At 39.9% G+C, this 20008-nt stretch carries 22 protein-coding genes; 20 read left to right on the forward strand and 2 right to left on the reverse strand.

Annotated features, from left to right (window positions below):
* Window positions 1-27 precede the first annotated feature (27 nt).
* The 16 genes from ABD985_RS14905 (at window position 28) to ABD985_RS14980 (ending at window position 13719) form a co-directional block, all read left to right on the forward strand.
* Window positions 28-465: a cupin domain-containing protein gene (locus ABD985_RS14905; RefSeq protein ID WP_345373058.1), complete on the forward strand. Its 438-nt coding sequence runs from the start codon at window positions 28-30 to the stop codon at window positions 463-465.
* Window positions 466-552: 87 nt separating this feature from the next.
* On the forward strand, window positions 553-1236 hold the full coding sequence (locus ABD985_RS14910; protein ID WP_345373060.1) for a haloacid dehalogenase type II: 684 nt from the start codon (window positions 553-555) through the stop codon (window positions 1234-1236).
* A gap of 53 nt (window positions 1237-1289) precedes the next feature.
* Window positions 1290-2432 carry a serine hydrolase domain-containing protein gene (locus ABD985_RS14915; RefSeq protein ID WP_345373061.1) on the forward strand — a complete coding sequence of 381 codons (1143 nt, stop codon included), beginning with the start codon at window positions 1290-1292 and terminating at the stop codon, window positions 2430-2432.
* A 356-nt stretch (window positions 2433-2788) separates the two neighbouring features.
* Window positions 2789-3895, forward strand: coding sequence for a DUF1254 domain-containing protein (locus tag ABD985_RS14920; RefSeq protein ID WP_345373063.1), 1107 nt, complete (start codon window positions 2789-2791; stop codon window positions 3893-3895).
* A gap of 6 nt (window positions 3896-3901) precedes the next feature.
* Window positions 3902-4696 carry a LolA-like protein gene (locus ABD985_RS14925; protein WP_345373064.1) on the forward strand — a complete coding sequence of 265 codons (795 nt, stop codon included), beginning with the start codon at window positions 3902-3904 and terminating at the stop codon, window positions 4694-4696.
* A 3-nt stretch (window positions 4697-4699) separates the two neighbouring features.
* Window positions 4700-5161: a GNAT family N-acetyltransferase gene (locus ABD985_RS14930; RefSeq protein WP_345373066.1), complete on the forward strand. Its 462-nt coding sequence runs from the start codon at window positions 4700-4702 to the stop codon at window positions 5159-5161.
* Window positions 5162-5283: 122 nt separating this feature from the next.
* Window positions 5284-6072 (forward strand): polyphosphate kinase 2, encoded by a 789-nt coding sequence (gene ppk2 / locus ABD985_RS14935; RefSeq protein ID WP_345373067.1) that lies wholly within the window; start codon window positions 5284-5286, stop codon window positions 6070-6072.
* Window positions 6062-6643 carry a methylated-DNA--[protein]-cysteine S-methyltransferase gene (locus tag ABD985_RS14940; protein ID WP_345373069.1) on the forward strand — a complete coding sequence of 194 codons (582 nt, stop codon included), beginning with the start codon at window positions 6062-6064 and terminating at the stop codon, window positions 6641-6643. Before ppk2 ends, ABD985_RS14940 begins: the two co-directional genes overlap by 11 nt.
* 166 nt (window positions 6644-6809) lie before the next feature.
* Window positions 6810-7265 carry a GNAT family N-acetyltransferase gene (locus ABD985_RS14945; protein WP_345373071.1) on the forward strand — a complete coding sequence of 152 codons (456 nt, stop codon included), beginning with the start codon at window positions 6810-6812 and terminating at the stop codon, window positions 7263-7265.
* A 16-nt stretch (window positions 7266-7281) separates the two neighbouring features.
* The gene (locus tag ABD985_RS14950; RefSeq protein WP_345373073.1) at window positions 7282-7758 is read left to right on the forward strand and encodes a cupin domain-containing protein; all 477 of its coding nucleotides are present in this window, start codon (window positions 7282-7284) and stop codon (window positions 7756-7758) included.
* A gap of 34 nt (window positions 7759-7792) precedes the next feature.
* Window positions 7793-8284: a hypothetical protein gene (locus ABD985_RS14955; RefSeq protein ID WP_345373075.1), complete on the forward strand. Its 492-nt coding sequence runs from the start codon at window positions 7793-7795 to the stop codon at window positions 8282-8284.
* Window positions 8285-8290: 6 nt separating this feature from the next.
* Entirely contained in the window at window positions 8291-8608 is a 318-nt protein-coding gene (locus ABD985_RS14960; RefSeq protein ID WP_345373077.1) for an antibiotic biosynthesis monooxygenase family protein, read from the forward strand.
* 51 nt (window positions 8609-8659) lie between these two features.
* Window positions 8660-9121, forward strand: coding sequence for an RNA methyltransferase (locus ABD985_RS14965; protein WP_345373079.1), 462 nt, complete (start codon window positions 8660-8662; stop codon window positions 9119-9121).
* Window positions 9122-9295: 174 nt separating this feature from the next.
* Window positions 9296-9667, forward strand: coding sequence for a MazG nucleotide pyrophosphohydrolase domain-containing protein (locus ABD985_RS14970; protein ID WP_345373081.1), 372 nt, complete (start codon window positions 9296-9298; stop codon window positions 9665-9667).
* A 324-nt stretch (window positions 9668-9991) separates the two neighbouring features.
* Window positions 9992-12271 (forward strand): catalase/peroxidase HPI, encoded by a 2280-nt coding sequence (gene katG, locus ABD985_RS14975; protein ID WP_345373083.1) that lies wholly within the window; start codon window positions 9992-9994, stop codon window positions 12269-12271.
* A 215-nt stretch (window positions 12272-12486) separates the two neighbouring features.
* Complete coding sequence (locus tag ABD985_RS14980; RefSeq protein WP_345373085.1) at window positions 12487-13719, forward strand: MFS transporter; 1233 nt, start codon at window positions 12487-12489, stop codon at window positions 13717-13719.
* Window positions 13720-13755: 36 nt separating this feature from the next.
* Here ABD985_RS14980 and ABD985_RS14985 read toward each other — a convergent pair whose 3' ends face one another.
* Both ABD985_RS14985 and ABD985_RS14990 read right to left on the reverse strand, forming a co-directional pair.
* Window positions 13756-15393, reverse strand: a complete 1638-nt coding sequence (locus tag ABD985_RS14985) for an ABC-F family ATP-binding cassette domain-containing protein (RefSeq protein ID WP_345373087.1) — start codon at window positions 15391-15393, stop codon at window positions 13756-13758.
* 134 nt (window positions 15394-15527) lie between these two features.
* Window positions 15528-15785: a DUF2492 family protein gene (locus ABD985_RS14990; RefSeq protein ID WP_345373089.1), complete on the reverse strand. Its 258-nt coding sequence runs from the start codon at window positions 15783-15785 to the stop codon at window positions 15528-15530.
* A gap of 237 nt (window positions 15786-16022) precedes the next feature.
* On the opposite strand from ABD985_RS14990, the gene ABD985_RS14995 reads away from it, so the two are divergent.
* The 4 genes from ABD985_RS14995 (at window position 16023) to ABD985_RS15010 (ending at window position 19790) form a co-directional block, all read left to right on the forward strand.
* Complete coding sequence (locus ABD985_RS14995; protein ID WP_345373091.1) at window positions 16023-16580, forward strand: TrmH family RNA methyltransferase; 558 nt, start codon at window positions 16023-16025, stop codon at window positions 16578-16580.
* A gap of 374 nt (window positions 16581-16954) precedes the next feature.
* The gene (locus ABD985_RS15000; RefSeq protein WP_345373093.1) at window positions 16955-17710 is read left to right on the forward strand and encodes a DUF1835 domain-containing protein; all 756 of its coding nucleotides are present in this window, start codon (window positions 16955-16957) and stop codon (window positions 17708-17710) included.
* A gap of 5 nt (window positions 17711-17715) precedes the next feature.
* Window positions 17716-18123 (forward strand): GNAT family N-acetyltransferase, encoded by a 408-nt coding sequence (locus tag ABD985_RS15005; protein WP_345373095.1) that lies wholly within the window; start codon window positions 17716-17718, stop codon window positions 18121-18123.
* A 107-nt stretch (window positions 18124-18230) separates the two neighbouring features.
* Window positions 18231-19790: an arylsulfatase gene (locus ABD985_RS15010; protein WP_345373097.1), complete on the forward strand. Its 1560-nt coding sequence runs from the start codon at window positions 18231-18233 to the stop codon at window positions 19788-19790.
* Window positions 19791-20008 lie beyond the last annotated feature (218 nt).

Genomic DNA, 20008 nt, shown 5'->3' on the forward strand with positions numbered 1-20008 from the left:
GGTCAAATATTTTACAGAAAATAAACCATGAATAGAAAACCCAAAATTATATCAACTGAAAGCTCGTCGGAGACCTTAATGGGAGGGCAACGACAAGTAATACTGACTTCGATGGAAACAGCAGGAGATGTGTATCTGGTACAAGGAATCATGCCAGAAGGGAGTGAAGTGCCAAAGCATGTACATGAGCTGGAGGATGAGATTTTCCACGTGCTAGAGGGAAATGTAGAGCTGATTCTTGGAGATGAAACCCTGGAAGCCCAAAAGGGTGACATCATTTATCTGCCTCGAGGGATTGCACATGGTATAAAAACGAAAGGACAGAAAACCGCGAAGGTATTGAACTACGTGATTCCCGGAAAAAATTTTGAAAACTTTTTTGAATCACTGAATAAAGTGGGGCCACAGATCAGTAAAGCAGAAAGAGATGCGATTGCACAAAAGCATAAGATAAGTTTCTTGTAAAGCGAAGTTTCCTAACAAAAAGTGATCGGATCAGTTAAAGCGATAGGGTATAAGGTTTAATAGATTTTTAATCTTAAATACTGTAGAATGATTGATCAAACAAGCAAAGCCGTATTCTTTGATATGAATGAAACCCTGCTAAACCTAGGGTTACTTCAAGAACAATTTGATAAGTATTTTGAGGATAAGTATGTCTTGAAATATTGGTTTGCAAAGTTACTCCATAGCTCCTGCATCATGGGGATTATGGAAGAATATGTAAACTTTGGAGAACTGGCGGGTGCGGCTTTGGAAAAGCTATTTGTTGAACATCATAAACCATTAAGTGAGGAGACAAAAGCGGAAATATTGGGAGCATTTAAGCGACTTCCTGCTTATGAAGATGTACGCCCCGCTGTTAATCAGCTAAGAGAAAAAGAAATTCGTGTTGTGGCTGTATCCAATTCCTCCTTAGCCATGATTAAGGAGCAGTTGACCAATGCGGGTATCATCGATCTTTTTGATGCTTACTACTCAGTAGATCTTGTCAAGAAGTATAAACCCTTTAATAATATATACCAAGCAGTTGCGCAAGAGGAAGGATTAAAGGTAGAAGACGTTACGATGGTAGCTACACACGACTGGGATCTTTTTGGAGCAAAAAAAGCAGGCTTGCAAACGGCCTATATCAAAAGAAAAGAAGCTATTTATCACCCTTATTATGCTCAACCGGATTTGGAAGCTTCAGATATGATGGATTTGGTGAAGCAAATTATAGAAATTAGCGGGTAAGATGATTGTATTTTTCTTTTACCCAAAAACTACACAAACACATATAAAAACTGATGAAACACCTACTTCTACTAATACTATTTCTACCCTATGTGTCTTGCGGACAAACTACTTCTAAAGCGGTTATGAAAGATACAGACTTTGATACCTTCTCGCTTGCCTTGGATTCACTTCGTAAGGCAAAACATATTCCTGGTCTTGCTGTAGCTATTGTAAAAGATGAACAATTGGCATGGTCTAAAGGGTATGGCAGTTCCCATTTTGATACAGGCGATGGAGAGCAGTTTAAAGCGGTAACAGGGGATACGCCTTTCTGGATTGCTTCAGTGACTAAAACTTTTATCGGATTGTTGTTTCTGCAATTGGAAGAGCAAGGAAAAATTAGTCTAGATGAAAAGATCAATGATATGCCCGGATGGGAAGGTTTCTGCAATTGGTTATCACATTCTAAGATAGTCTTTGGGAAGAATCTTCACTGCGATCAATCTATTACCCTTCAGAATGTTCTAAACCATACGGTCAATGGTGTGCCGGGACAGGCATTTCTCTATAACCCTATTATGTATTCACGCCTCTCGAGGTACTTGGAGTATAAGGCAGGTAATGATATTGGGGCGGCAGAGCGAGGACATAATACCATGGCACAGCTGTTGGAAACGAATATTCTTGGGCCAGCCGGGATGAGCAGAACCATGTCCAGTCAATGGCAACGAGAAAAAGCAACCGTCTTTTTTGATATGGCAGAAGGCTATAAATATGAGAATGGAAGATATGTGCGTATGATGCCACCAGAAAGACATCTGGCAGGAGGTGCAGGTATCGTATCCTCGGTAAATGACTTAGCCAAGTATGCCATCGCATTGGATAAAGGAACGTTGGCTTCAGAAACAGTGATGAAGGAGCTGTTTACTCCTGCGGTAGCTGCTGATGGCAAAGTATTACCGTATGCTTTTGGATGGTATGTACAGGAATATAAAGGAGAACAATTGATATGGCACGGAGGCTGGGATGAAGAGGCAGGAGCTTCTGCCTTGTTGCTGAGAGTTCCGGAAAGAGGACTGACCTTGGCTTTGCTTGCCAACAGTGAAGGTATGTACTGGGGGAATCCACTGGATAAAGCAGCCGTAGAACAATCGCCCTTTGCTCGTCTGTTTTTAGACCACTTTGTATTTGGAGAGCAAACGGCAGCTCAATAAAAGTTTATTCCTGTCGCAAAGATAACGCCTCGCATCACGGTGAAGAGATTGCGAACCAATAGTTTTTAAAGTAATTGAGATAGTAGCAACGATAGTTGGACAAGGTATATTCAAATAAAGGGTGAAGGAATAATGCTTCAGGTTGGGAGTATTATTTCTTTATCCTTTTTTTAATTGCAGCATTAGATTCAAGAAAATTATTCAAGAGGTAGTAGTGTGGCAGGATGGAACGATTGGAGTATTTATTCAATTATATAATGTAAGTGAATAAACACTCGATGCTGTTTTCTAAGACAGCCAATGTTTCACTGGATTCCTTTCGAATGAATAGAGGTTTCCTGTAAAAAGTAACCCAAATGAAAATTATAACTTCTAGTGCCCTATTACTCATTACAGCACTTATGGCTACCTCTTGTGGTGGTGCTAATCAAAATGAGGCAGAGAAGAATAAGGATAAGCAAGAAATATCCTACGCAAAAGAATATACCGATGACAAAAAAATAAAAGTAGATGAGTCCAACTTTACGGTTGCAGAGACGGACTTGTATATGCGTGATCACTCCAAAGATTATGAAGTGAATACTTTTCGGCATTCCCGAAAAATGTCAGACAAGGATAATCAGTTTGTGGTGCGTGAAAATCAGGATGTGATGTATTCTCATGCTGTAGTAGATATCTCAGAAGGAGCAACGTTAGTTAATCCGGAATGGGATGTATATTCCGTTATTCAAGTATTGGATGAAAATCAGTATACTATTGGTGTGGTATATCCGGGAGAATCCAAAACATTTACGACAGATGATGTAGCCTTGGGGAATCACTTATTCCTGAATATGCGCACTGGAGTACGTTCTTTGGATGAGGAAGGGTATAAGGAGGCGCATGAGCATCAGGACAAGGTAGAGATTCGGGCAAAGTCTAATAAGCCCTATAAAGAAAAGGGATTCGACTCAGTCACATTGGGTGAAACAAGAAAACGCCTAAAAGCTCGGATGCCGGAAGCTACAAAGCCGGAATACTACTTTGGAACAAAAGATGCCATAGACTCTGTACAGTTCTTAATTGCTTCGGCAGTAGGAATTTTTGGTCTTCCAGTAGAGCATGCAGCTTACTTGAATACCATTCAGCCACCGAAAGAAATTCAGGAGGGAAATTGTGGTTCATTAACCTTGCCGGTGCCCCCTATACAATTTGATAAGGGAGGCTTTTTCTCTGTGACTACGTATAATAAGGAAGGGTGGATTGCTACGGATAATTTTGCCTTGAATAACCGACAGGCGGAGGCCAATGAAGATGGTTCTTATACTTTTCATTTTAACTGTCCGGGGGAAAAAAATAATATAGACGTAGTGCCTGGTTGGGCAATTCTGATCAGGCTTTATCGTCCAGAAAGCAAAGAAGCTATTTTGGATTATATGAAAAAGGCAAATGAGACGGTGAAGTTCGAGTTATTAGAAAAATGATATGCTATGAAGACGATCATATCTTCCTTTTTGCTGCTGTGTATGTTCATGGCTGCTTGTAATCAGGAGATAGTAATTCGGGATTTCCAAAATAAAGGACATGAAATCATCTATAATATGGTGCAAAAGGTAGGCGACTATCAAATGCTTTTGGAGAGGGAAGATGTGGTATACACCTATACCTATACAACTGCAGATGGAAAGGAGGATGTTTCAACAGAGAAGTATATTTTCGATGGAGAATTATCTTATGGCCGATACGAAAAGCATGAGCGTACACTACCCCAGTTAGAAGGAACCATAGAGCAAGGATATGATGGAAAAGAGTATTGGTTAAAGCATGAAGGAAAGATTTTAACCGATGAGCAATTCTTGAAGCGTGTGGCCTTTAATCGCCCTACGAACTTCTATTGGTTTGCAATGTTTCAAAAGCTGCTAGACCCAGGGTTAAAGTACGAATACCTTGGAGAGGAGGAAGTGGAAGGAACTAGTTATGAGGTTGTAAAAGTCACTTTTGAAACAACCAATGAAAAACCTACCGATATTTATCAACTATACGTGAACAAGGAAACCGCATTGATTGATCAGTTCCTGTTTACGGTAGCAGATTTTGGTGTGATGGAAAAGCCTTATTTGATGAAACTGGAATATGAGGAAGTAGATGGAATGTTGATTCCTGCACATCGTCAATACAAACAGTCGACTTGGAATGCGGAGGTAAATGAAGAACCCTGGACCAAAGTGGAGTGGTCGGAGATTAAATTTAAGAATGATTTAAGTAAAGCAATTTTTGAAAAGTAAAGAATGATAATCAGAAAAGGTCATGTCAGTGACATGATAGAACTACAAAAGCTATTCACCGATACGATAAGGGAGATTTGTCGTACAGATTACAATGAACGACAAATAGATGCTTGGTGCCGTGGAGTAGAGAATACAGAACGTTGGCAGAAAATGCTGGAAACACAGTTTGTAGTGGTGGCAGAAGAAGAGAAAGTTATAGGATTTTGTTCATTGGATCATGGAAATCATATTGACTTTTTATTTATCCATAAAGATTACCAACGAAAAGGAGTCGCCCATCAGCTTTATGATGAAATAGAAAAGGAGGCTAGAAGACTGCAGCAAGTGGCACTAACCTCCGATGTGAGTAAAACAGCCCGACCATTTTTTGAACGTATAGGGTTCAAAGTGAAGAAAGAACAAGAAGTGAGGATTAGAGATGTAGTATTGACAAATTATAAAATGATCAAGTCGATTCAATAAGGATCGACTTTTTGGTGAAATAGAGTTTGAAAATGCCAAAATAATCCATCAATTAAAGTAGAAGAATACTATCTTGATAACCCAAATATCCTATTATTCATCTCCTTTAAAATAACACAAACATGAAATTACACTCGATAGAACACGATGAGGAATATATCAAGCTACAGACTGAAATGGTCCGTATGCAAAACTGGTTGATCGAATCTGGTAAAAGACTGATTATCGTTTGTGAAGGACGTGACAGTGCCGGAAAAGGGGGAGCGATTATGCGTTTTATCCGCTTTATCAATCCTAGAAACTATAGAGTAGTAGCCTTGAATAAACCCACAGAGGCAGAAAGGGGACAGTGGTATTTCCAACGTTATATTCAGCATTTTCCAAGTCCGGGAGAAATAGTCTTTTTTGATAGGAGCTGGTACAATAGAGCGGTGGTAGAACCCGTGATGGGCTTCTGTTCACAAGAACAGTATGATTTGTTTATCAAACAGGTGGTACAATTTGAGAATATGTTGGTGGAAGATAATTTGATTATGTTCAAACTATGGTTCTCTATTGATAAGAAAGAGCAAAATATTAGACTGGAAGAACGAAAGTCCAATCCATTGATCAGTTGGAAACTAAGTACTGTAGATATGCAGGCACAGTTGAAGTGGGATGATTTTACCAAGTATAAGGAGTTGATGTTTGAAGCAACAGGTACGAAAAATTCTCCTTGGGTAGTGATCAAAGGAAATGATAAAGATTTGGCCCGCAAAGAGGCCATGCGTTACGTATTGAATCATATTGACTACGATCAAAAAGGGTTAACTGGAGTAAACCTGAATTATAATTCAGCAGCGATAACGACGATTGATAGTAAAGAGAAAGCAAAAGCATTGGCCAATAATAGTAATAAGAATGGGGATTAATTTTTTTGAGGACTATAGAAGTTGGATTGAACAATCTTCCCTAAAATTTAAAAGTGAGCAAACCATCTATATAACAGATTTAATGTCGCCCATTGGATCGATATTGATAGCCGCAACGGAAGAAGGAATCTGCCTATTGGAATTTGCAGATCGTCCAACATTGGACGTAGAATTACAAAAGTTACAGCAGAAGCTAAAAGCCAATATTGAAGTAGGAGATCATAGGTATCTGTTACAGGCCCAAAAAGAGTTAAAAGAATATTTTGAAGGGGGGCGAAGCAATTTTGAGGTACCTCTGCATTTGATAGGGACTACTTTTCAGCAAGCTGTATGGGATACGTTAAAGGATATTCCATTCGGTACCACATCAACTTATCTGGAACAGGCAAAATCGCTTTCAAAAGAAAAAGCCGTCCGGGCAGTCGCATCTGCCAATGGACAAAACAGGATATTGCTGTTGCTTCCTTGTCATAGAATTATTGGAAGCAATGGGAATTTAGCAGGGTATCGAGGGGGAGTAGATCGAAAAAAGTGGCTGCTTGATTTTGAGAGAAACACTATGAAAAACTAAACGATAAAAATGAATATAGATAATCTGAAATTTCCGGTTGGAGAATGTGTAGTCAATAGAGCTCCTGATGCTGCTCTCATTGCTGAATGGATACAAGAAATGGTATAGCATCGAATGGAATATATACAACGGAAACTCCACCCATAACTCATTAAGAGGTCACAGTATGATCAGAATAGAACGAACAAACTCAGAGAATACCGATTTTCAGCAATTAGTATTGGAATTGGATAAGGATTTGGCAATCCGAAATGGAGAAATGAATGACTTCTTTGCTCAATTCAATAAAATAGACAAGATACAGCATGTGGTGGTAGCTTATGAAGGAGAGCAGGCAGTAGGTTGCGGTGCCATGAAGCCATTGGAGACAACCATCATGGAGATTAAACGAATGTTTGTTCCTGCGAATCAAAGAGGAAAAGGAATTGCCTCGAAAGTGTTGAGAGAATTAGAGCAATGGGCGAGTGAGTTGGGGTATGAAAAATGTCTGTTGGAAACGGGAGATAAAATGCCGGAAGCGATTGGACTATACAAGAAGAATGACTTTAAAGTTATTCCCAATTATGGACAATATGCTGAAGTAGAAAGCAGTATCTGTTTTGAAAAAATAATTACGATATAACTCAAACTAAACATCAATGAAACAAGCAATTTACTCGGTAACATTACTATTCATAGTATTTATGGTGGGGTGTAAACCTTCAACAGCACCTGTAGAAGAAATGCAGTTTTCGGAAGGAGAGGTGCAGCATGCTGTATACGCTAATGAAATCCAATGGCAACCTTGTCCTCCCAACTTACCTTCTGGCTGCGAAATGTTTCTTTTGGAAGGTAACCCAAAGGGGAATGGCTTATTCTCTGTTCGATTCAGGGTACAAAAAGGATTTGAGATGCCTGCCCATACACATCCTCAGAACGAAAGGGTAACGGTATTGAGTGGGCAAATGTCGGTAGCGTTTATTACTGCAGGTAAGGAACAGCAGGCAAAACATTTTGGTCCGGGGGATTACTATATTAATGCCAAGGGATCAACACACAAGGTCTGGGCAGATACTACTTCCGTTATTCAAATTACAGGAATAGGACCTTGGAAAGCTGAATTGATTGAAAATTAAGGTTGCTATTTTTTTATCTACCAAAAACTATTTCATGAAACTATCATTGCTTTGCATGCTGTTATTGTTGGCATGTAGTATGGGCATTTCACAAGTAAATGTCGTGAATCGATCCCGTTATGAGCATGTGGAAGAGGTAATGACGTATATGTCAGAACAACTTTTATTGGATACTGTCACAGTTTTATTAACGCATCAAGGATATGCTACTTTAGCACAAGGACATGAAGATTATGCTATCCTTCGAAAGTTAAGTCCACGACTTTACCGTATTTACCTCTCCAAAAGGATTCCCAAATATTATATTAGTACGGTTTTAACACATGAACTGGTACATATTCAGCAATATCAGCTAGGAAAGTTATTTTTTCTGGACCAAGAGAAAAGAAAGCTATCATATAATGGAGACGTGATAGATTTGGGTCTTTACGAATATAAGGATCGACCACATGAGATAGATGCTCAACAGAAGGCAGAGTATTTGGTCATTGTGCATAAAAAAGCTTTGAAAAAAGTATTGAAATAAATTGGTATGATAGCAAAAACACCTTTACCACCTTACTATGCGGTGATTTTTAGTAATCTGAGAACAGCCGTTGAAGAAGGGTATTCCGAAATGGCCACCTTAATGGTAGAACTAGCAGAACAGCAAGAAGGCTTTTTAGGAATAGAGAGTGTGCGAGAGGATTTAGGAATTACAGTGTCTTATTGGCAAGACTTGGACTCTATTCGAAACTGGAAAATGCATGTAGACCATCAGGTGGCACAACAAAAGGGGAGAACAGATTGGTACAAGGCTTATAAAACCCGAATAGCCAAAGTGGAAAGAGATTATGGGTTTGAGAAGTAGGGAACAGTTGTATGTGTGGTTTGTGCAACGGTTCTTATAAAAACGCTTAATATGAAAAGAAACTGGGAAGCAAAAGATGAACGCTACTTTGGGATTGGTATCTATCAGCCCAAAACAGAAGAGAACATAGGAACGTTATGGCGAACAGCCTATGTTTATGGAGCGAGTTTTATTTTTGTGATTGATGCTAAATACAAGAAAAAAAGTAACGATGTATTGAAGGTATGGTCTAAGATCCCTCTTTTCCAGTTTGAGTCTTTAGAGGCATTTCTTTCGACCGTACCCTATAGTTGTAAGCTGGTAGGAATAGAGATGGATGATCGGGCACAACCTATTAAAACTTATCAACACCCTGATCGTTGTCTATATGTTCTAGGTTCAGAGAATAATGGGTTGCCTAAAAAGATTATAGAGAAGTGTCATGATCTAATTTATCTGCCGGGTGAAACCTCTTTGAATGTAGCAGTGGCAGGGAGTATCACTATTTTTGATAGAATCAATAAACTATCATAGAGACACATTACCAAGGCGTCTAATGGCTAGCACACTGGTCTTAAGCTCCTACTTAAGACCTAAAGCGGGTTTGCACTGTACTTACACACTTATGAGATAGCCTCTAAAGACTAGCTAGCCCTCCTTTTCCTTGCTTTAATAGAATATTGTCCATCAAAAATTGTCAATAACAAAATGGAGTCATTTGAGAAGTTATTACAAATCGCCAAAAGAAAAGCGCGATTTGACCAAAAAAGCAACTGGTCTAATGGATCAGCAACTTACCTTTCCGAGATTAAAAAAGAAGTAGATGAAGTAATCGAAGAAATTCCTTTAAAACGTCGATGTTACCTGGAAGAAGAACTCGGAGATGTATTGTGGGATTATCTGAATATTTTACTGGCATTGGAGCAGGAAACGGATATTAGAGTAAGCTCGGTGCTGGATCGTGCCTGTAAGAAATATGATGAACGTATCTCCGGAATTGAGTCAGGGCAATCGTGGGATGAGGTGAAACAGCGACAGAAAATTATCTTGGCACAAGAACAAGAGAAGGAAATAAAATAATAAATAAGCGAAATATTAGGAACGATCGCTTGGGCTAATGACTTGTTTATAAGATTCGGTCTCTTTATATGAAGAGAAGATAGAGTAAGGTGCATTACTACTATTTATGTGGCCATCAACGGGATAGTATATGGTTTATCACTTATCGTTTATAAACAATAACCGATAAGCGATAAACATAAGCAAGTAATGTGATAGAGTTCATCTTAACCACCATAGTTGAATCCTTGTCCCCTTAGTAGTGTTATTATTTCACAACAGCGAGAAAATAAACCTTATACGGTGAACGATCGCAGATACAATTGTATAACGAAATAATAACCTATGAAACATGTATGTTTAATACTATCATGCCTATTGATCACCACTATTGGTTTTGGACAGGAAGCTTCACATGAAAAAAAGGAAGGAAAGTGTCCTGTGATGCATGGTGAGACACAAAACCCTCCTCAGGACTATCCTACACCAGCCAAAGAAGGAATGACCAATAAAGATTGGTGGCCCAATCAACTTGATCTTAGCGTGCTGCGACAAAATGCAGCGAAGTCCGATCCTATGGGAGAAGCGTTCAATTACGAGGAGGCATTTAATAGTTTGGATTATGAAGCCTTAAAAGAAGATATCCGTCAGTTGATGACTGATTCTCAGGATTGGTGGCCAGCGGATTATGGACATTATGGAGGACTATTTATCCGAATGGCTTGGCATAGTGCGGGGACGTATCGTACCGGAGATGGTCGTGGAGGATCAAGGGAAGGGCAGCAACGTTTTGCCCCACTCAATAGCTGGCCAGATAATGCTAATTTGGATAAGGCTAGGCGACTTCTTTGGCCTATTAAGAAGAAATATGGGAATAAAATTTCTTGGGCAGATTTGATGATCTTAACTGGAAATGTTGCCTTGGAGTCTATGGGGTTTGAAACCATAGGTTTTGGCGGTGGCCGTACAGATGTATGGGAACCCAACAGTAATGTGTACTGGGGACCAGAAAGCAAATGGTTGGCCGATGAACGATATACTGGTAAACGTAATTTAGAAAAGCCGTTAGCAGCGGTACAGATGGGATTAATCTATGTCAATCCAGAAGGACCTAATGGAAAACCAGATCCAGTGGCTGCTGCAGTAGATATTCGAGAGACATTTGGTCGAATGGGGATGAACGATGAGGAAACCGTTGCCTTGATAGCTGGTGGACACACATTGGGAAAAACCCATGGAGCGGGAACTCATGATCATATGGGACCAGAACCGGAAGCCGCACCTATAGAAGAGCAAGGTTTCGGATGGAAGAGTACTTATAAATCCGGAAAAGGGGCTGATGCGATTACTTCCCCAGTAGAGGTCATATGGACTACTACACCAGTACAATGGAGTCACGGCTACTTCAAAAGCTTATTTGAGAATGAATGGGAACTGACCAAAAGTCCCGCCGGAGGACACCAATGGGTAGCGAAAGATCCCAAGGTAATGGTACCCGATCCATTTGATTCTACCAAAATGCATAAGCCAACCATGCTGACAACAGACCTGTCGTTAAGAGAAGATCCTGCCTATGAGAAAATTTCCAGAAGATTCATGGAAAACCCAGAGGAGTTTGAAAAGGCTTTTGCTCGTGCCTGGTTTAAACTGACCCACCGTGATATGGGACCTAAAACTTTATATTTAGGACCAGAGGTTCCAGAAGAAGATTTTATATGGCAAGATCCTATTCCAGAAGTCAATCATGAGTTGATAGATGAAAAGGATATCAAAGGCTTAAAGGATGAAATCATGAAATCCGGACTAACTGTAGGGGAGCTGGTTTCTGCTGCTTGGGCTTCGGCATCCACATTTAGAGGAACAGATATGAAAGGGGGAGCAAATGGTGCTCGCATTCAGCTGGAGCCTCAGAAAAACTGGGAAGTCAATAACCCTAAGCAATTGGATAAGGTATTAACAGCACTAGAAAAGATACAGGAAGACTTCAATAAGAAAGGAAAAGGTAAGAAAGTTTCTTTGGCAGACTTGATAGTTCTGGGAGGTAATACTGCCGTTGAGAAAGCCGCTAAGGATGCGGGTTATGAAGTGGAAATTCCTTTTGTTCCCGGACGTATGGATGCGACTCAGGAACAAACAGAAGTAGAGTCTATGGCTGTGTTGGAACCTATGGCCGATGGTTTCCGAAACTACCTGAAAACAAAGTATACCTATACCACGGAAGAACTTCTGATAGACAAAGCACAATTGCTAACCCTTACACCTCCGGAACTAACGGTTTTAGTAGGAGGGATGAGAGTGCTGGATACGAATTATGATGGTTCTAAACATGGGGTATTCACACATAGTCCGGGTACTTTAACGAATGATTTCTTTGTCAATTTATTGGATATGAGTACAGAGTGGAAAGCTACCTCTGATACTAAAGAAGAGTTTGAAGGTAAAGATCGTAAAACCGGAGAAGTAAAATGGACGGCAACACGTGCCGACTTGATTTTCGGTTCTAACTCAGAGCTGAGAGCATTAGCAGAGGTATATGCCAGCGATGATGCGAAAGAAAAATTCGTCAAAGACTTTGCAGCAGCATGGCATAAAGTGATGATGTTAGACCGCTTTGACGTGAAATAATTTTTAATGATCAATTTTCAATGATTAGTCATTGAAACTGCTGATACTGGTCGTAGGGTACTCCCTACGACCAACATGCATTTTCACCGAGGGTCCTCCCTCGGTTTTTTTATAAGCATTCCCATATCATATTTAAATTATGTGACTAAGCATACCAATTCTTCACTTTGATTATTAGATCTTTGTTCCCTATCAAATAAACTAAGGAACAAAGAATGACAACGCAGCAGGTACAGCTTGGGCTCAAAGAAAACTGGAAGCAATTTTTACTTTTAGTGATCATCAATGCCTTCGTAGGGGGTATGGTGGGTATGGAAAGAACCATCTTTCCACAGTTTGCAGAACTGACTTTTGGGGTAGCCTCCAAGACCGCAATCCTTTCGTTCATTACCGCCTTTGGAGTATCCAAAGCATTGGCAAATTACTATACAGGTAAGTTGGCTAATCGTTTTGGAAGAAGAAATTTATTGATTTTAGGATGGCTGATCGCTATACCTGTACCATGGGTACTAATGTACGCCAGCAGTTGGAATTGGGTGGTATTGGCTAACATACTATTGGGGGTAAGTCAGGGTTTAACCTGGAGTAGTACAGTCGTGATGAAGATTGATCTAGTAGGGGAGAAAGATCGTGGTTTTGCGATGGGATTGAATGAATTTGCAGGATATTTTGCGGTAGGAGTAGTCGCATTCTTGACGGGGTATGTAGCCAATGAGTATGGAGTAACACCTTATCCTTTTTATATCGGTATCGCGATTTCGGTAATCGGTTTTATTTTATCCCTATTATGGGTAAAAGACACCAGTACCTTTGTACATAAAGAGAGTGCAACCAACAACACAGAGCAACTGAAGAGTGTCTTTATAGAAACCACTTTCAAGAATAAAACCTTAAGTGCCGTGACACAGGCAGGGTTAGTGAATAACCTGAATGATGGGATGATTTGGGGATTATTGCCTATACTTCTGTTAGGTTGGAGTTACAGTAATGAAAATATGGGAATCATTACCGCTATCTATCCGGGAGTATGGGGAATAGGGCAGTTATTCACAGGGAAAATGTCGGATCATTACTCCAAGAAAGGAATGCTGTTTTGGGGAATGTTGATGCAAGGTGTCGCCATCTGTTTTATCCCTTATTTCAGTAATTTTTACGTATTGGCAGGGATTGCAGCGGTATTGGGATTAGGAACAGCTTTGGTCTATCCTACTTTTTTGTCCACAATTGCACAGGCAACGAGCCCTCAACAAAGAGCAGAAACGATCGGCACATTCCGATTATGGAGAGACTTGGGGTACGCGTTTGGTGCAGTGATCTCAGGAATTACGGCAGACTTGTTTGGAGTAGAATATGCGGTGTTACTGATTGGAGAACTGACGGTGGTTTCCTCGATGATTATCAAGTTCCGCATGCCTAGTGATAAGTTAAAAGTGATGAGTTATGAGTGAAAATTTAACTCATAACTCATCACTTTTAACTCATAATTATTTAAGGTCTAGTGCAGCAATACTCTTAATACGATTTCTTTCCAAAAAGTCATCAATCGTTTCAAAGTGCTCAATCACACGTTGCTCCTTAAATTCAAACACCTTATTGGATAGTCCTTGCAAGAAATCCCTGTCGTGAGAGACAAGTATCAGGGTACCATCAAAAGCTTTTAAGGCATCTTTTAAGACATCCTTAGAGCGTAAATCCAAGTGGTTGGTAGGCTCATCGAGAATCAGTAGGTTGACAGGCTCCAGAAGAAGCTTCACCATGGCCAGACGAGTTCTTTCTCCTCCGGATAGTACACCTACTTTCTTATCAATATCTTCTCCACTGAACATAAATTGTCCCAGAATATTCTTGATTTGTGTACGAATATCTCCTTCAGCCACTTCATCAACAGTTTCAAAAATCGTTAGGTTAGGATCTAGTAATGAAGCTTGATTTTGGGCAAAGTAACCTACCTTGGCGTTATGTCCCAAAGCACATTCCCCTCCATCTACTTCTATTTCTCCTAGAATCGCTTTGAGCATGGTGGATTTACCTTCTCCATTTCGTCCTACAAAAGCAACCTTTTCACCTCTTGAGATGGACATATTAGCATCCTTGAAGACCACATGCTCATCGTAAGATTTTGATAGTTCTTTTACCGTAACTGGATAATCTCCTGAGCGTGGTGCCGGAGGGAACTTCAACTTAAGCGCAGAGTTATCTACTTCATCCACTTCTATAATATCCAGTTTTTCGAGCATACGCTCACGGGATGACACTTGATTGGTTTTGGAGTAAGTGCCTTTGAAACGCTCAATGAAGGCCTTGGTTTCTGCAATGAATTTTTGCTGTTCCTCGTACGCTTTCATCTGTTGCTCTCTACGTTCTTTACGTAGCTCCAGATAGTGAGAGTATTTAGCCTTATAGTCATAAATACGTCCCATCGTTACTTCGATCGTACGGTTGGTGATATTGTCAATAAAGGCTCTATCGTGGGAGATTACCATAACGGCATTTGCCTTATTGACCAAGAAATCTTCCAGCCAGATCACTGATTCGATGTCAATGTGGTTGGTAGGCTCATCCAAAAGGATAAGGTCAGGTTTCTGCAAAAGAATTTTCGCCAGCTCAATACGCATACGCCACCCTCCACTGAACTCATTGGTTTGGCGGTGCATATCTTCCTGCTTAAAGCCAAGTCCTTTCAGGGCTTTCTCTACTTCTGCATCATAGTTGATTTCCTCTAGTGCATAGTATTTTTCGCCAAGGTCAGAAACACGCTCAATGATTTTCATATACTCTGGACTTTCGTAGTCCGTACGTGTTTCCAACTGCTTGTTCAGGTCTTCCATCTCCTCTTTCATATCGAAGATATGCTGGAATGCCTTGGCAGTTTCTTCAAAGACAGTGCAGTCATCTTCCGTAAGAAGATGTTGAGGAAGGTAGGCAATAACGGTGTCCTTTGGGGCAGTGACCTTTCCTTTACTCGCTTTTTCTACACCAGCGATAATCTTCATCATGGTAGATTTTCCTGCGCCATTTTTACCCATTAGGGCAATTTTGTCGGTAGGGTTGATCGCAAAGGAAACATCACTAAATAGGGTGGAACCACTAAATTCTACACCCAAATTATCTATAGAGATCATACGTTTTATCTTAATTTTAGGACAAAAGTAAGAAAAAAATAACCCCCAGAGGAATGAAGAATTTTCAATTATCAATTTTCAATGATTAATTTTTAATAATTGAAAATTGATAATTAATCATTGAAAATTAAAAACTAAGCGTGTGAGTTACAGAGCTTCATAGTAGGGTGAAGGTGGATAAAACCTTCTTCATCTACAATTATTTTGTTTCTGTCCAGAAGAAATTCAAGAGCTTCTTCCGGATCAAAGGGAATACCTGAACAAGCAGAATGCTGTACATCTTCTCCAAATTGCCCTTTGATAACAGAAGGAAGCTGATCTGCTTTCACTTTTTGATCTCCCAGTTTTTCAATAAGGAAAATAACTTGATGTATATGAATAATGTTACTCATCGTTAGCCTTTGATTTGGTTACAAAATGACAAAGCTAGGAGAGAGGGGTGTTATTTTTGGTGAGTTGGCACATTGGTTTTACATGATCTTTATCTCTGATAATGAATGTGTTTTTAATTTTCAATAATTGAGCTGCTCCAAGAGAATTGATCATTAATCATTGAAAATTAATAATAGTTATCCATCTTCAAAAAATGAAAATTGAAAATTAATCATTGAAAATTGAAAACCGTGAAAATGGAGAATCACATAGAAGCAGCAAATAAACGTAGCCCGGAGGAGATGGAAAAACATAAATGCTCTAACCTGATAGCGGTATTGGAAGAACCCAACTTTATTATGAATATCGGTAATGTGATCCGCAATGTGAATGCATTAGGGGTGGAGCGATTATATGTCGTGGATAGTAAGCACCTTTTGGAGGACGATATTGCCGTAATGCGACAGCGAAAATCCTTATTGAAACATTCAGTCTCTGCGATCAAGTGGACAGATGTCCGAAGATTCGACAGTACAGAAGAATGCTTAAAGGCACTGGAAGCAGAAGGCTTCGTTTCGATTGTGACATCTCCTCACATAAAAGGAAAAGACAATGTGTTGTTGCATAAAGGAAGCTATACACAGGAAAAGCTTGCCGTATGGTTTGGGAACGAGTCCAATGGTGTCAGTGATCTGGCGGTAGAGCGTAGTGCCTTTTGCGTAAATATGGAAATGTTTGGAATGGTGGAGAGTATGAACCTGGCTACTTCTACGGGCATTGTACTTTATGAAGTGACGAAGCAACGGAGGTTTTAATTTTCAATGATTTAATTTTCAATTATTGATATCTAACGATATGATGTAGGTCCTTGTCTGCTCCTAGTTCAAGAGTTCAGTATTGATAGGAGGAACGACTATCAATACGCTCTTGGACTAGCGCAGTACGCATTAGACTTGACTGAGGTAGTAAACCGCTTGGTCCAAGAGCAATTCCGTACTCGTACCTCGTTCGGAATTTGAACTCTTGAACCAGTTCACTACTTTTCCCTGCTTATTAACAATTAACCGTGATAAACTCTATTGAAAATTAAACACCCTCATGAGGTAACAGTGCTTCAAGTAAACTCCGATTGTAAGCCCTGACACCAATTGAAAATTAAATCATTGAAAATTAATAATTAAAACGGCCCATGAAACAACAAGTGCATATTCTTAATGGAGACGCCTTAAAGGAGCAGTTTCCAGCAGGGATAACAGGAACCCAAATTGTAGCAAGGGAATGTCTGGTTGACGGGGATGTGAAAGGAGAGACGCTGAAGGAGTTTTTCCAAACCAGAGCAAGCTTTATTGCAGGCTTGGGATTAGGAGAGAAAGCAGAAGATTACTACCAAAAGGTAGTACCCGAGTTTGAACAGATGCAGCAAATTCCTGAAGGGACAGAGATTAACCTATGGTTTGAGGATGATCTTTTCTGTCAGGTGAATTGCTGGTTTGTAAGTTATTTGTTGCTACAAACTTATGGGACCGATAGAGCTGTTTTTTTGGTGCGACCTCCAAAGCTTACCCCTTACGGTTTCGGAGCGTTGACAAGACAAGGGCTGCAACAGGCCTTTAAAGGTCGACTTCCTTTGATACATCAGGAGAAATTAGCACTTCTTTGGGTGTATTATCGAGATCAAAATACAGAAGGACTACGAAAGGTAGGACAAGAGCTGCAAGCGGTTTATCCTTTTATTCTTCCGGCGGTAGAAGCGTATATAGCTAGTTTACCCACACCAGAAAGTTTAGGCAGGCCGAAAGAAACGCTCCTTGCAATTATGAAAGAACTGAACACGAGAGAATTCGGTCTCGTATTCCGGGAGTTCTGCCAGCGGGGAGCAATTTATGGGTTTGGGGATTTGCAGGTCAAACGGTTGTATGATGAATTAATTCGGGATATTTTTTAAAATATATGGAAATAAAAAAACTAAACAGCAAAGCAACCTGGCCCTTAAGACACAAAGTCATGTGGCCCAACAAACCGATCGAATATGTTCAACTCCCCAATGATCAGGAGGGGCTTCATTTAGGACTCTTTATAGAGGAAAAGCTCGTTTCTGTAATCTCTGTGTTTGTCGAAAATGGGGAAGCACAGTTCAGAAAGTTTGCTACCGATATGGAAGAACAAGGGAAAGGGTATGGAACAAAACTGCTGACCTATTTACTAGATTACCTAAAGCAAGAGGGCGTAAAGAAGGTCTGGTGCAATGCCCGTGTAGAGAAAGCTTTCTTTTACAACCGTTTTGGCTTAAAAGAAACGGAGCAGCGTTTTTCCAAAGGCGGTATAGACTATGTAATAATGGAGCAAGTTTTTGAGTGATTTCGTAGTGTAAGTTTATTTAGTTTGTGATAGGGTTTTTATTACTTGATAGGTGCGTGGAACTGCTTTGATGTACTTCCAATCTTTAACCATTATCATGTATCATAATGAACCTATTGAGACTGACGTATAGCCTGTTTGGGGTTATGTTAATTTATGCGATGCCTTTAAATGAATGTGTCGCACAGAAAAAGCCTAATATATTGATCATATTCCCCGATGATGTGGGATGGCAAAACCTAAGTGTTTATGGACATGGCACGATGGGGTACCGAACCCCGAATATCGATAGAATTGCAAAGGGAGGCGCTATGTTTACTGATCATTATGCTCAGCCATCCTGTACAGCAGGGAGAGCGGCGTTAATTACAGGGCAATACCCTATAAGAAGTGGGATGACTACTGTGGGACGACCAGGAGCAAAATTGGGATTGAAGAAAGAAACGCCTACGTTAGCGGAGGTACTTAAAGCAGAAGGGTATGCCACTGGGCAGTTTGGTAAAAACCATTTGGGAGACCGCAATGAACACTTGCCGACAATGCATGGTTTTGATGAGTTCTTCGGAAATCTTTACCACCTGAACACGGAAGAAGAATTTGAGCAAAAGGATTATCCTCAAGATCCTGAGTTTCGAAAAAAGTTTGGTACGAGAGGAGTTTTACACACTTATGCAACAGATAAGGATGATCCCACCGAAGATCCTCGATTTGGAAAAGTAGGGAAGCAGCGCATAGAAGATACGGGGCCACTTTCCAGAAAAAGAATGGAAACCATGGACGAGGAATTCTTTGACGCTTCTATCAATTTCATGAAAAAGGCGAAGAAGGACAATAAGCCATTTTTTGTGTGGTTAAATCCTAGTCGTATGCATATGTTTACCCACTTAAAGCCAGAAAGCCGCTATTTGGCACTTCCACATACGACAGAACATGATTTCTATGGAAGTGGTCTGATGGAGCATGATCAGCAGGTAGGGAACTTGTTAGATGAATTGGAGAAAATGGGCGTGTTGGAAAACACAATCATTATTTATTCTACCGATAATGGTCCAGAGCATAGCGCACGTTTACACGGAGGAACCACTCCATTCAGAGGAGAAAAAATGACCACTTATGAAGGAGGCGTAAGGGTACCTATGATGGCCATGTGGAAAGGCAAAATTCCAGAAGGTCAAGTATTGAATGGCATTCAAGCACACATGGATATTTTTACCACATTGGCTGCTGCTGCAGGGGTAGAGAATGTGGCAGAAAAAATCAAGAAAGAACGGAAACAGTTTATTGACGGGGTCAATAACTTGGATTATTGGATGGGGAAAACAGAGGAGAGTGCCAGAGATAATTATTTGTATTATTATGAATCAAGCCTTAAGGCGATTCGGATAAAGCAATGGAAATTACACTTTGAAACAAGTGAGGATTATTATGCGGTGTATACCAAGCAAAAATTTCCAATTATGTACAACCTTCGTTTAGACCCCTTTGAGAGTTTTGATAATCTGACGGATCGCTCTGATATCCTTCAACGAAAACAATTTCTGAATGAGCCTATTCAGGAACTTATTCAAGAGCATGCCAAATCATTGCAGGAATATCCTCCTGTACAAAAAGCAGCCACCTTTGATTTCTCAGAACTGATCAAGGAAATGCAGCAGGGTAAGCAGTAAAAGATAGTTTTTAGCAGTTTAGTAAAAGCTTCAACCATAAGAAAGGTTGGAGCTTTTATTTTGTGTGGATAATCGGTGAATTATTTAGATAATTTCTAAAATAGGTGTTTTTAATACACTTTTTAATGAGTGAATGCTTTTTGTGCGATAATTTTATAATACAATTAATTATTAGAATAATAAATCTGTAACTGTTTATATTTTAGTGTTTTATTTCG

The organism is Algivirga pacifica, from assembly GCF_039543525.1.
In the GTDB taxonomy this organism is placed as follows: Bacteria; Bacteroidota; Bacteroidia; order Cytophagales; family Flammeovirgaceae; genus Algivirga; species Algivirga pacifica.